The organism is Chryseobacterium salviniae, from assembly GCF_035819015.1.
Taxonomy (GTDB): Bacteria; Bacteroidota; Bacteroidia; order Flavobacteriales; family Weeksellaceae; genus Chryseobacterium; species Chryseobacterium salviniae.
Map to the genome: position 1 here is coordinate 204,299 of NZ_JAYLAA010000037.1, position 11,836 is coordinate 216,134.

The 11,836-nt window shown below is 37.8% G+C and carries 9 protein-coding genes and 2 tRNA genes; 6 read left to right on the forward strand and 5 right to left on the reverse strand.

Going from position 1 to position 11,836, the window contains the following annotated elements; genetic code table 11:
• Window positions 1-182: 182 nt before the first annotated feature.
• Window positions 183-1,409 (reverse strand): MFS transporter, encoded by a 1,227-nt coding sequence (locus tag SOP96_RS09785; RefSeq protein ID WP_326320797.1) that lies wholly within the window; start codon window positions 1,407-1,409, stop codon window positions 183-185.
• A gap of 152 nt (window positions 1,410-1,561) precedes the next feature.
• Complete coding sequence (locus tag SOP96_RS09790; protein WP_326320798.1) at window positions 1,562-3,235, reverse strand: glutamine--tRNA ligase/YqeY domain fusion protein; 1,674 nt, start codon at window positions 3,233-3,235, stop codon at window positions 1,562-1,564.
• Window positions 3,236-3,533: 298 nt separating this feature from the next.
• Here SOP96_RS09790 and SOP96_RS09795 point away from each other — a divergent pair, with 298 nt between their 5' ends.
• Window positions 3,534-3,704, forward strand: coding sequence for a hypothetical protein (locus SOP96_RS09795; RefSeq protein WP_326320799.1), 171 nt, complete (start codon window positions 3,534-3,536; stop codon window positions 3,702-3,704).
• Between the two features lie 55 nt (window positions 3,705-3,759).
• Here SOP96_RS09795 and SOP96_RS09800 read toward each other — a convergent pair whose 3' ends face one another.
• Window positions 3,760-4,764, reverse strand: a complete 1,005-nt coding sequence (locus SOP96_RS09800) for an o-succinylbenzoate synthase (protein ID WP_326320800.1) — start codon at window positions 4,762-4,764, stop codon at window positions 3,760-3,762.
• Window positions 4,764-5,780 (reverse strand): class 1 fructose-bisphosphatase, encoded by a 1,017-nt coding sequence (fbp, locus tag SOP96_RS09805; protein ID WP_066441236.1) that lies wholly within the window; start codon window positions 5,778-5,780, stop codon window positions 4,764-4,766. The genes SOP96_RS09800 and fbp overlap by 1 nt, the downstream gene beginning before the upstream one ends.
• A gap of 314 nt (window positions 5,781-6,094) precedes the next feature.
• On the opposite strand from fbp, the gene SOP96_RS09810 reads away from it, so the two are divergent.
• From SOP96_RS09810 to SOP96_RS09825, 4 genes are all read left to right on the forward strand, one after another.
• Complete coding sequence (locus tag SOP96_RS09810; RefSeq protein WP_326320801.1) at window positions 6,095-7,333, forward strand: aspartate kinase; 1,239 nt, start codon at window positions 6,095-6,097, stop codon at window positions 7,331-7,333.
• Between the two features lie 22 nt (window positions 7,334-7,355).
• Window positions 7,356-9,197 (forward strand): lysophospholipid acyltransferase family protein, encoded by a 1,842-nt coding sequence (locus SOP96_RS09815; protein ID WP_326320802.1) that lies wholly within the window; start codon window positions 7,356-7,358, stop codon window positions 9,195-9,197.
• Between the two features lie 97 nt (window positions 9,198-9,294).
• Window positions 9,295-9,367 (forward strand) — tRNA-Phe (locus SOP96_RS09820).
• A gap of 112 nt (window positions 9,368-9,479) precedes the next feature.
• Window positions 9,480-9,552: transfer RNA gene (locus SOP96_RS09825), tRNA-Phe, on the forward strand.
• A gap of 175 nt (window positions 9,553-9,727) precedes the next feature.
• On the opposite strand, the gene SOP96_RS09830 is transcribed toward SOP96_RS09825, so the two are convergent.
• The gene (locus tag SOP96_RS09830) at window positions 9,728-10,258 is read right to left on the reverse strand and encodes an antirestriction protein ArdA (RefSeq protein WP_326320803.1); all 531 of its coding nucleotides are present in this window, start codon (window positions 10,256-10,258) and stop codon (window positions 9,728-9,730) included.
• Window positions 10,259-11,215: 957 nt separating this feature from the next.
• On the opposite strand from SOP96_RS09830, the gene SOP96_RS09835 reads away from it, so the two are divergent.
• On the forward strand, window positions 11,216-11,659 hold the full coding sequence (locus SOP96_RS09835; protein ID WP_326320804.1) for a hypothetical protein: 444 nt from the start codon (window positions 11,216-11,218) through the stop codon (window positions 11,657-11,659).
• Window positions 11,660-11,836 lie beyond the last annotated feature (177 nt).

The window sequence follows — 11,836 nt, forward strand, 5'->3', positions numbered from 1 at the left end:
GTGTGCTTCGCGTGAGGGATGCGGCGGGCGGCGACGAAGGAGCCGGTGCGAACGAGGAACGAGCGAGTACGGAAGCGAAGCGGACCCCAAAGCAGCCCGGCCCGAATTTGCCAGGAGAGAAACCTCATAGGTTTTAAAAGCCTATGAGGTTTAGCTTTGGCATGAGGGACACGCCCAAAACATTATTCAGTGTGTTTTCTGTTGCCAATCATCCACGGAACGATGAAATAAAATGCAATGGCAATGGCTGTTGCTAAGATTCCGGTTCCGATCCACAATGTGGTGAAGCCCAGCTTTTCGGCAATTAAAGTTCCGAGATAAGGGGTTACAATAAACGCAATGGAAAACGATATTCCGTTGAGTCCCATATAAGCTCCTTTGTTGTTTTTCCCCGACCGCAACGCCGTGATGGTTGCTATAAAAGGCAGTGCCCAGATTTCACCGATACACAGAAGACTCATGGAAATCACGAGCGTAATTATGCTGTGGTTAAATCCCAGCATTGCATAGGAAATTCCGCAGATAAAAGTTCCGAGAAACATCGTCACGGCAAGGCTGAAATATTTTTCTGCAACCTGCACGAGCCCCATTTCCAGCAAAACCACCACGAATCCGCTGTAACCCAGGATATACCCTATATTTTGCTGACTAAGGTGAGCGGTATCTTTGTAAAAGATAGTCAGCGTGCTGAACAACTGGAAAAAACAGATGGAAAAAAGCATGCAAAAGAAACAGTAGAGTAGAAATTTACCGTCCCGATATGGCGAGCTATCTCTTTTAATTTCTATTACTTCTTTTACTTTTTGGGCTTTCAGCCTGGCAAGTTTGTTTCGTTTTTTAAAGAAAACAATATAAAGAATCCCGGCCGACAAAGCGGTTAAGGCATTGGCAAAGAACAGGAATTCGTAAGAAATTGCCGACAGGATTCCGCCCAAAGCAGGCCCAATGGAAAATCCTAAATTGACAGCCATCCGGTTTAACGAAAATGCACGGGTAATGTTTTCAGGTTTAGCATATTTGGTTATGGCTACAGAATTGGCCGGACGGAAAGCATCGCTTACAATACTCTGAATTAAAATAATAGCTGCCACGCCAACTTCCGTCTTAAAAACAGGAATCAGGCAGAACAAGGGTACGCTCAGCAACAGACTGAAGGATTGTACTTTGTACTCGCCGATTTTATCGGTAATAAATCCGCCCAACCAAGAGCCGATTACGGAACCTATTCCGAAAAAACTCAATACAATTCCTGTATTTTCTAAACTGAAATGCAGATGATTGGTCATATACACTCCCAAAAATGGAAGCACCATTGAGCCGGCCCGATTGATGAGCATCACCAGCGCCAGCATCCAGCTTTCTTTGGAAAGCCCTTTGAATGAGTTGGTATATAAATATATAAGTTTCATGATTTTACCTATTTAATTAATAGGATTCTATCCTATTTTGGTTTAAGTCGTCCCTTCGGGACTCTTTACTACTTTTTTATCAATTATTTAAACAAAAAACAGGACTTAAAAAAAATAAGCCCTGTTTTCATTTATATTGAATAAATAAATTTTTACTCCGGCTTATAAGAGTCTTTTAAAGTCACGGTTCTATTAAATACCAAATTGTCTTCAGTAGAATCCTGATCTTTTGTAAAATAGCCAATTCTCTGAAACTGAAGCGGCTCTCCCACTTCTACATCTTTCAGGCCAGGCTCTGCAAATCCTTTTACAATAGTTACGGATTCCGGGTTGATATAATCAAGGAAATCAACATCTTTCTCTGCATCCGGCTGCTCTACCGTAAAAAGTTTATCGTAATTTCTTACTTCCACAGGAATAGCATGTTTTGCAGACACCCAGTGAATGGTTCCTTTTACTTTTCTTAAGCTTTCTTCCGTTCCGCTGCCCGACTTTGATTTTTCGTCGTAGGTTGCGTAAATGGTTGTGATATTCCCGTTTTCATCTTTTTCTACTCTTTCTCCTTTAATGATATAAGCAGATTTTAAGCGGACTTCGCCACCCAGTTTCAGCCTGAAGAATTTATTATTGGCTTCTTCTTTGAAGTCTTCACGTTCGATATACAGTTCTCTTGAGAAAGGTATTTCTCTTGTTCCCGCATCTTCCTGCTCCGGATTGTTTTCCGTTTCCAGCCATTCTTCTTTTCCTTCCGGATAGTTTTCGATAACCAGCTTTACAGGATCAACAACCGTCATGACACGTTTTGCAACTTTATTTAAATCTTCACGAACGCAGAATTCCAACAACTGAATTTCGATAAGGTTTTCCCTTTTGGCAACTCCTACTTTTTCAATAAAATTCCTGATGGCTGTTGCAGTATAACCTTTCCTTCTCATTCCTGAAATGGTAGGCATTCTTGGATCATCCCAACCATTCACTACTTTTTCAGCGATTAATCTTTGGAGTTTTCTTTTGGAAGTAATCATGTAAGAGACATTCATCCTTGCGAATTCTCTCTGCTTATTTCTTACTTTCGTTTCATCATACACCTGATCCAGGTACCAATCGTATAACGGCCTGTGATTTTCAAATTCCAAAGAACATAAGGAATGTGAAATTTGCTCGATATAATCGGATTCTCCGTGTGCCCAGTCGTACATTGGGTAAATTTTCCATGCTGTGCCTGTTCTATGATGAGGTCTTTTTAAAATTCTGTACATCACAGGATCACGCATGTTCATATTGGGAGAGGTCATATCTATCTTTGCACGCAGAGACATTGAGCCTTCTTCAAATTCTCCGTTTTTCATTCTTTCGAATAGGTCTAATGATTCTTCTACCGGACGGTTTCTGTAAGGAGATTCAATACCTGGTTCAGTAGGGTTTTTCCGCTGTTCGGTAATGACTTCGGAAGGCTGCTCATCTACGTAAGCCTTGCCCTCTTTAATCATCTGAACCGCCCAGTCGTAAAGCTGCTGGAAGTAATCGGAGGCGTACAATACTTTATCCCATTTGAAACCTAGCCATTCAACGTCTTTCATAATAGAATCTACGTATTCCTGCTCTTCTTTTTCAGGATTCGTATCGTCGAAACGAAGGTTCACGGGAGCATTGTATTTTTCGCCCAGCCCAAAGTTGATGCAGATCGCTTTGGTATGCCCTACATGCAGGTAACCGTTGGGTTCAGGCGGAAAACGGAAACGGATCTGATCTCTTTTCAGTCCGTTTGCCAAATCATCTTCGATAATTTGCTCAATAAAATTGAGTGATTTTTTTTCTTCTTCCATTGAATTCGCTTTAATAATGCTGCATTCGCAACAATTTGCAAATTTAGGAAATTTTAAGGTTTTACGGAAATTATAATTTACCGGTTTTACAGGTACTTATTCAATATTTTAGCTTATATTTGTGACAACTAAAACCATAGCTAAATTATACATTATGCTCATACCGATTCTATCTTCCAGAGGACTTCCGTTTTAAACATTCATTCTAAAGTCCAAGATTAACCGTAATTTAATTTTCCGTTAAAAAGAAAATACAAAAAACGCCAATCTCTTGTTAAACAATCATTTAAAAAATCATATGAAATCTATCATATCAAGCACGGCGAGAGGTACCATATCATGGCACAAAGATTGCAGCCAAATAAGCGCACACAAACTAAATAATATTATTATGAAAAAGGTTAAAAGAACGTTTTCTTCATTTTTAGAATACATCAGAAAGGCAATTTTCGTAGAAGATGTTATCTAGAAAATAATGAATTTCAGGACCAAGTCTGCTTATTAAAGCATTCTTCCATCCAATCTTATTCTTTAAAATATAATAATTCTCCTTTCAGACCAAGATTGGATTCGAAATTATTAACAAATAATGATCCGGTGCCCAGACCCTGCGGCATCGGATTTTTTTTGGTAAAGGTGTACTGCGCAATGGCATTCAGCCCAATATTGCTTTCCAGTGCTGAAGTAATCCACCACCCTATATTACGTTCTTCAGCTAATGAAATCCATTGATCTGCGCCTGAAAACCCGCCAATTAATGATGGTTTTAAAATAATGTACTGAGGTTTAATGGTATCAAGCAGCAGTTTTTTTTGATCTGTCTCAATAATTCCTATCAATTCTTCATCTAAAGCAATCTGGGTAGGAGTTTCTGCGCACAATTCTGCCATATCATTCCAGTTTCCTGCTTTAATGGGCTGTTCGATGGAATGGATATGCAGGTCATTTAATTGTTTCAGTACAGATTTAGCTTCATCTTTCTGAAAACCTCCATTAGCATCAACACGAAGTTCAAGTACTTTTTCTGAAAACTTCTGTCTTAATTTCTGAAGAATTTCGCATTCGGAATTCCAGTTGACCCCGATTTTTAACTTGATACAATGAAATCCCTGGTCCAGTTTATCCTGAATCTGTTCCTCCATAAAAGCGATGTCTCCCATCCAGATCAAGCCATTGATAACAATTGGTTTTCCACCTTCGGTAAATTCACCGGGAAAATAAATATTACCGCCATGTTTCAGGTTTAAAATAGCCTGTTCATAACCGAACCATATCGAAGGAAACTCTTTCAGTTCTTCTTTTAAACATTCATAGTCCTGCTTAATATTTTGGCAAAGCCACTGAAGCTTTTGTTCATAATCCGGCCTGTCATCGAAGCTTAACCCTCTGAAAACCGCACACTCTCCAATTCCTGTATTTTCATTTTCTGAAATTTTGAGAATAAAAGTTTCCTTTTCAAGCAAAACGCCACGAGATGTTCCACTCGGGCGTTTGAATTCTAATACATATCTGAAATATTCTGCTGTCATTATTTAACGCTGTCGATTCTCATGAATTCTTCCGCTTTCTCCACCATATCAATGCTTCCGCAGAAGAAAGGAATTCTCTGATGTAATTCAGTAGGTTCTATTTCAAGAATCCGTCTGAACCCATCCGTTGCTTTTCCTCCTGCCTGCTCTGCAAGGAATGCCATCGGATTACATTCGTACAACAATCTCAGTTTTCCATTTGGTGCCTGCGAATAAGAAGGGTAAATATAGATGCCGCCTTTCAGCATATTCCTGTGAAAATCAGCAACCAAAGAACCGATGTACCGGGAAGTGTAAGGCCTGTCTCCTTCTTCCATCTGGCAATATTTAAGGTAGTTTTTTACGCCTTGTGGGAATTTGATATAATTTCCTTCGTTGATGGAATAAATTTTTCCTGTTCTCGGAAAGGTCATATTCGGATGAGAGAGATAATAAGTTCCTAAAGAAGGATCAAGCGTAAATCCGTTTACTCCGTTTCCTGTGGTGTATACAATCATTGTTGATGATCCGTAAATTACATATCCAGCTGCAATCTGATTGATTCCTTTTTGTAAAAAGTCTTCCAGCTGAACCGGAGTTCCCGGTTCGGTAACTCTTCTGTAGATAGAAAAAATAGTTCCTACGGAAACATTCACATCAATGTTTGAAGAGCCATCCAAAGGATCGATCAATACGACATATTTGCTTAAATGACCGTTTTCGCCGCATTTTATATCGATAAAATCATCATTTTCCTCTGAGGCAATTCCGCAGACCACTTCTCTTTGGGACAGAGCGGTAATAAAAATTTCGTTGGCTATAACATCCAGCTTTTGCTGTTCTTCTCCCTGAATATTCTGGTTTCCGGCAGCACCTGCAATGTCTACAATCCCTGCTTTATTTACTTCTCTGTTTACTACCTTAGAAGCAAGCCTTATGGCACTCAGAAGCCGGGAAAACTCCCCGGTGGAATACTGAAAATCATCCTGCCTGTCAATAAGAAATTCTCCTAAAGTCTGTAATGGTCTTTCTGACATATTTTCCTTTTTACGTTTTCCTCAAATTTCGTAAAATTTATCGCAATTTAAAAGAATTATTAACAAAAGAGCTTACCCATTGTATATCAATATAATAGAAGTCAATTTCAGCTTTTAACACAAACCTTATCATAAAAAACTTTTCCCAATTATTATATGTTCTGATGATAATTTCTCCAGATCAATAATTTTAATGAAATCTTAAGGCTGGAGTGATTCAGGGCTATTTCATATCTCGTTGTAAATTTATAATTTTGTGACCCGTAAAATATTTCCCGCAAATTTTATCTAACAATTTTATTATTAACAATTTAATGAAAATTTTCAAGTTTGGTGGAGCATCGGTAAAAGATGCCGAAAGTGTAAAAAATGTCTCTCTGGTATTAAAAAGCCAGGGATTTGAAAAGTGTCTGCTGGTGATTTCAGCAATGGGAAAAACAACAAATGAACTGGAAAAAGTGGTTGAACTTTATTTCAGGAAAGATAACTATCAAACAGAGATTGAAAAGATAAAACGAAAACACATTGAAATTGCAGAAGGGCTTTTTCCTGAAAACCATGCGGTTTTTGCGGAAATCAATTTGTTTTTTGATGATATTGATTCTTTTTTAAGAAGAAACAAATCTCCGAACTACGATTTTGTGTATGATCAGGTAGTAAGCTGCGGGGAAATGATCTCTACTAAAATTGTAAGCGAATATTTAAATGAGATCCAGTTTATCAACCAGTGGCTTGATGCGAGGGATTATGTAAAAACAGATAATTCTTACCGCGAAGGGGTGGTTGACTGGGCCAAAACCGAAGAGTTTATCTCAAACCTTAATAAGGAAATCTGCTACGTTACACAAGGCTTTATCGGCTCTGACAATAATAATTTCACGGTAACACTGGGAAGAGAGGGCTCGGATTATTCTGCAGCGATTTTCGCTTATTGCCTGAATGCAGAAGCCATGACGATCTGGAAAGATGTTCCGGGTGTGATGACCGGAGATCCGCGAAAATTCAAGGATGTAACATTGCTTTCTAATATTTCATACGAAGAGGCCATCGAAATGGCGTATTACGGAGCAAGCGTTATTCACCCGAAAACGCTTCAGCCGCTTCAGCAAAAGAATATTCCTTTTTATGTAAAATCTTTTATCGATCCAACTAAAGAAGGAACGAAAGTAGGTGCTTCCGAGAAAAACCAGAGTGAGGAAACCTACATTTTAAAAGAAAATCAGACTCTTTTAAAAATCTCCACGAGAGACTTTTCCTTCATTGCGGAAGATCATATGAGCCTTATTTTCGGATATTTATCGAAAAATAAAATCAAAGTATCTTTGATGCAGAATTCTGCGATTTCCCTGGCTTTGTGCCTTGAAGATAAATTCAACAATATTGATGAACTGAATGAAGAACTTCAGAAAGTATTCCGTACAGAAGTGATAAAAAACGTATCTTTATTTACGGTAAGGAATGCGAAGATGGATCATATTGATCAATTTTACCAGGAAAAAAGTGTATTATTGGAGCAGATTTCGAAGAATACCCTTCAAATGGTAACACAATAAAACTAATTGCGACTAAACACACATGAGTTTAATATCGAAAAACGATTTGATAAAGGCTTCCGGCTTACATAAGATAGGATTTTTGAAGAATCCTGTGGCATCTGCTGTAATGAGCGTTGCCAAAATAAATGAAGTAAACAAATTATATGATAAACTAAAAGACAAGGAAGGCAAAGACTTTTTCGATTCATTTGTGAGAGAGCGGAATTTAAGCTATATAGCATTTGAAGAAGATCTGGCAAAAATCCCGAAAACGGGGCCGTTCATTCTTGTTTCCAACCATCCGCTTGGTGCGATAGACGGTATTTTGATGTGCAAAGTTCTTTCCGAAGTGCGCCCCGATTTCAAAGTGATGGGAAATTTTCTGCTGGAAAAAATAAAACCCATGGAACCGTATGTGATTTCGGTGAACCCTTTTGAAAACAAGAAAGATGCGTACAGCAGCTCATCCGGAATGCGTGAAACTTTAAAGCATCTTCAAAACGGAGGCTGCGTAGGTATTTTTCCTGCGGGAGAAGTTTCCAATAAAAATAATCCGTATGGAGAAATTTTAGATAAGGAATGGGAAAAACCGGCACTGAAGCTTATCAGAATGGCTAAAGTACCGGTTGTTCCTATGTACTTCCATGCGAAGAACAGCAGGCTTTTTTATCAGATGGCGAAAATCCATCCGAGTTTACAAACGCTTATGCTGCCGGCTGAAATGATGAACGACAGGGAAAAGCCAATCAGAATACGTATCGGAAGGCCTATCGCCGTAAAAGCAATGGACGATATGGAAAGTACTGAAGAGCTCGGCGATTTCCTGAAACGTAAGGTTTATATGATGAAATCTTACTACGAAAAACGAAAATCACTGGCACAAAGCATCAATCTTAAAAACCTTTCGGTGAAATTCCCTTTGCTGAAAGAAGAGAATATTGTCCAGAATATCATCGATGAAACGCCTAAAGAAGACATTCTTAAAGATATGCGAAAACTGAAAGGCACCGATAAAATGCTTTTCAGTAATGGAAATTATGAGATCTATTTCACCAAATACGAAGAAATCCCATCTGTTATGCGGGAAATCGGGCGTCAAAGAGAGCTTACTTTTCGCGCTGTTGGGGAAGGCAGTAATCTCCCATTCGATTTGGATGAGTATGACAAGCATTATCATCATCTCTTTTTATGGGATAATGCTGAAGAAAGACTGGTAGGAGCATACAGAATGGCATTAGGAAGAGAAGTAATGAAAAAATCCGGGATCAAAGGCTTTTATACCAGCTCGCTGTTTGAATTTGAACAGGACATTCACCCTTTCTTTAAAAAAGTGATCGAGATGGGGCGTGCTTATATCTGCCAGGATTATCAGCAGAAACCGCTTCCCTTATTTCTTCTTTGGAGAGGAATTGTGCATGTATGCCTTAGAAATCCGGATCATAAATTCCTGATGGGCGGCGTAAGTATTTCCAATAAATTTTCCGAGTTTTCAAAATCTTTGATGATTGAATTTATGCGCTCGAATTATTATGATTCGGCAGTCGCTCAATATATTACACCCAGAAATGAATATAAAGTAAAGCTTCGTGACAGGGATAAACATCTTTTTTTCGAGGAGATGGAATCTGACCTGAATAAGCTGGACAAAATTATCGATGACCTTGAACCAGAACTAAGACTCCCTGTTTTAATTAAGAAATATATTAAACAAAATGCGAAGGTGATTGCCTTCAATGTAGATCCCAACTTCAATGATGCAATCGACGGATTAATGTATATAAGAATCAGCGATCTGCCCGAAAATACCATTAAACCTGTATTGGAAGAGATGAGCGAGCAAATTCGAAGAGAACAGGAAAATAATTCGGTTGAAAATCAATAGGTTTTTGACTTTTGTTAAAAAAAGTAATGTTAATACTTGCGTCATATCGTAAAACTTAGTACTTTTGCATCACTTTAAAACAACGAAGTAAAAGAATGGTTTCTTAGCTCAGTTGGTAGAGCAATGGATTGAAAATCCATGTGTCCCTGGTTCGATTCCTGGAGAAACCACAAAACCACCTTCACAAAAGGTGGTTTTCTTTTCTAAGTTTTAAAATAAGTTGCAGGATGTGATATTTATTATTAGTTTTGCTGCACTTCAAAAAGAAGTAAAAAATTAAATGGTTTCTTAGCTCAGTTGGTAGAGCAATGGATTGAAAATCCATGTGTCCCTGGTTCGATTCCTGGAGAAACCACTTTTTAAACAAAGAGAATTTTGTAAAACACTTGAAATCAAGCAATTACAAATTCTCTTTTTTCGTTTTGTATCGAGAATTGTATCCAAACTTTCAAAAAACGCTTTTTTTAATCTGTTTTAATCTAGTTGAATCTATCTGAATACAAAAACCGTTTTACGGTAACACAAATATACTAAGATTTAAAATAGTGTCCGTTCGATTCAAAATAATCATACATAATGTTTCTTGCGGTGGACTCCCAATCAATGCAAACAAAGCTAGGCAGATTAAACGGTATATCGTCTTCATATAGATATTCCACGAATTCAATATCGTTTGCAAACTCACCGTAATAGAAATTGTTTACGTACTCATAGGCAGTTTGAAAGTCAATGCCCATGAAGTTATCCAAAACCGCTTCAAATACTTCGGAATCATATTCTGATTCATTTATTTGCTCTGCAATGTTGTAAATTTCGGGAGATAAAAAACTTTCTCCTATCAATCCTAATTTTTCAAACAGTTCGCAACCCTCATAATCCTGTAGCATGAATTCAGGGTCGGATTCGTCTTTGTGCAGTTCGTGCATAGCTTCCTGTAACTCGTCATAATCGGAATAATCTCCGAGGTTAAGCCATTTGCCGTACAGGCTTGAATTGTTGTACTTGTAGTAACTGCCTACATATATGCAAGCATTTTGAAGACAATTTTGTAACTTTGTCATGTCGATAATTTTAGTAATGTTAAAATTTATTGATGTTGCCTATCGTGTTCGTAGCACTTTAGGCATTTTGTTTTTTATATTGAACCTTGTACACAAAGACACAAGGCTAAAAGTAGCTTGTAAAGATGTATAAATATACAACAAAAAGCCCATAAACACAAGTATTTCAGGCACTTTTTACTCAAAAAATCAATACTTCCGAGGTTAGTTAAAAACTTTTTAATCACTCCGAGTGAAACAAAACAAAAAACAGCCGTCAAAAACCTAAAATCGTTGGTAGGGGGACGTATCGAAAAAAGCTCTCGACCCACATGTGGGTAAGCTATGGTAGGGATTGTCCCGATGCCTGTATAAAAATTTTGAGATTTGGTATAGGGGGCACTTTTTACAGTAAAAATTTGACGGGTGGGGTAAATAGGTCGGTATATATAATGTTGCCTGACAGTAACCCCATAATTGAGAAAGATAAATATACTTTTATGATACTCATCTATTGTACCATCGTGGAGGGAAGCAATTATATCATTTTGGTGTAAATAGTTGTACAAAGTATTGACAAAATTGCACCTATTTTCAACCAATAATTTTTTACCCCCGACAAAGCCATAGAGATTGCTTACCACACCTAAAACCTAGATAAAAAACTTTAAAGCTGAAAAAATTTTCACAGGTCTTTGAAACAAAGCAGAAAGATTCATAAAATTTCATATTTTTGTAGCTAGAATTTTAACGAAAAATATAAAGCGTTAGCTTTTATTCTGTAATAGGAAATCTACCAAATTTCAATTACAACACAGAATAAACAGTTGATGCCTCCACCTATGGCGTGGGGGCTATTCTTGTTTGTGTTGTACGGTTTTGGTAGAACCTCCTATTGCAAATTGAGTTTAGTCCTCCACGCTTTCTGCATTTAATAACATCACTTTAGGAGGGCGGGTGAATAAAAAACATCCGCCTATGAAAAAGATTCTGCTCCCCGCACTGCTATTCACAGCATTACTGTCATGTGAAAAATCCAAACCCACTAGAGAACCCGACCCTTACATAGATTCTATACAGGCACGTATGAAAGCCAATGAAAAGATTCAGTTTGAAGAGATTGACAGAAAACTTGAAGCACACGCCAAAGCCCAAAAACAATATGTATTTGTTCGGTTGCTTGTTGAGGAAGATTATGGCATGGATACTCGACTTGCCAACTTTGTCTCAGGAATCCAAGATATAACCAAAGACTTGAGCGAGGATGAAAAAGCACAGATGGAAGACCTCATAATCACAAACTATCTCAGTTCACCCGATGCGAAAATTCGTAATGGCAGGGTCAAAAAGAAAGAAATGTTTGTATTTGGCAGTTACGCAGAAGCAAGCGAAAAAAGAAACACATTTTTAATCACCGAATAACTATGAAAAAGATTTTACTAGGTCTGACAGTAAGCCTGACGTTACAGCTATCCGCGCAGACAAAAACATTCAGTTACAATATGGTTCAGATTACTAAGAACATGAATGTAACAGAACTCGCCACACGAAAAACGAAGATTGTTGTGAACAAAACTAAAAACACAATCAGTGTAATAG

Excerpts from the sequence above, each read along its gene's own strand:
- SOP96_RS09785 (WP_326320797.1), bottom strand. The coding sequence starts at position 1,409 with ATGAAACTTATATATTTATATACCAACTCATTCAAAGGGCTTTCCAAA.
- SOP96_RS09790 (WP_326320798.1), bottom strand. The coding sequence starts at position 3,235 with ATGGAAGAAGAAAAAAAATCACTCAATTTTATTGAGCAAATTATCGAA.
- SOP96_RS09795 (WP_326320799.1), top strand. The coding sequence starts at position 3,534 with ATGAAATCTATCATATCAAGCACGGCGAGAGGTACCATATCATGGCAC.
- SOP96_RS09800 (WP_326320800.1), bottom strand. The coding sequence starts at position 4,764 with ATGACAGCAGAATATTTCAGATATGTATTAGAATTCAAACGCCCGAGT.
- fbp (WP_066441236.1), bottom strand. The coding sequence starts at position 5,780 with ATGTCAGAAAGACCATTACAGACTTTAGGAGAATTTCTTATTGACAGG.
- SOP96_RS09810 (WP_326320801.1), top strand. The coding sequence starts at position 6,095 with ATGAAAATTTTCAAGTTTGGTGGAGCATCGGTAAAAGATGCCGAAAGT.
- SOP96_RS09815 (WP_326320802.1), top strand. The coding sequence starts at position 7,356 with ATGAGTTTAATATCGAAAAACGATTTGATAAAGGCTTCCGGCTTACAT.
- SOP96_RS09830 (WP_326320803.1), bottom strand. The coding sequence starts at position 10,258 with ATGACAAAGTTACAAAATTGTCTTCAAAATGCTTGCATATATGTAGGC.
- SOP96_RS09835 (WP_326320804.1), top strand. The coding sequence starts at position 11,216 with ATGAAAAAGATTCTGCTCCCCGCACTGCTATTCACAGCATTACTGTCA.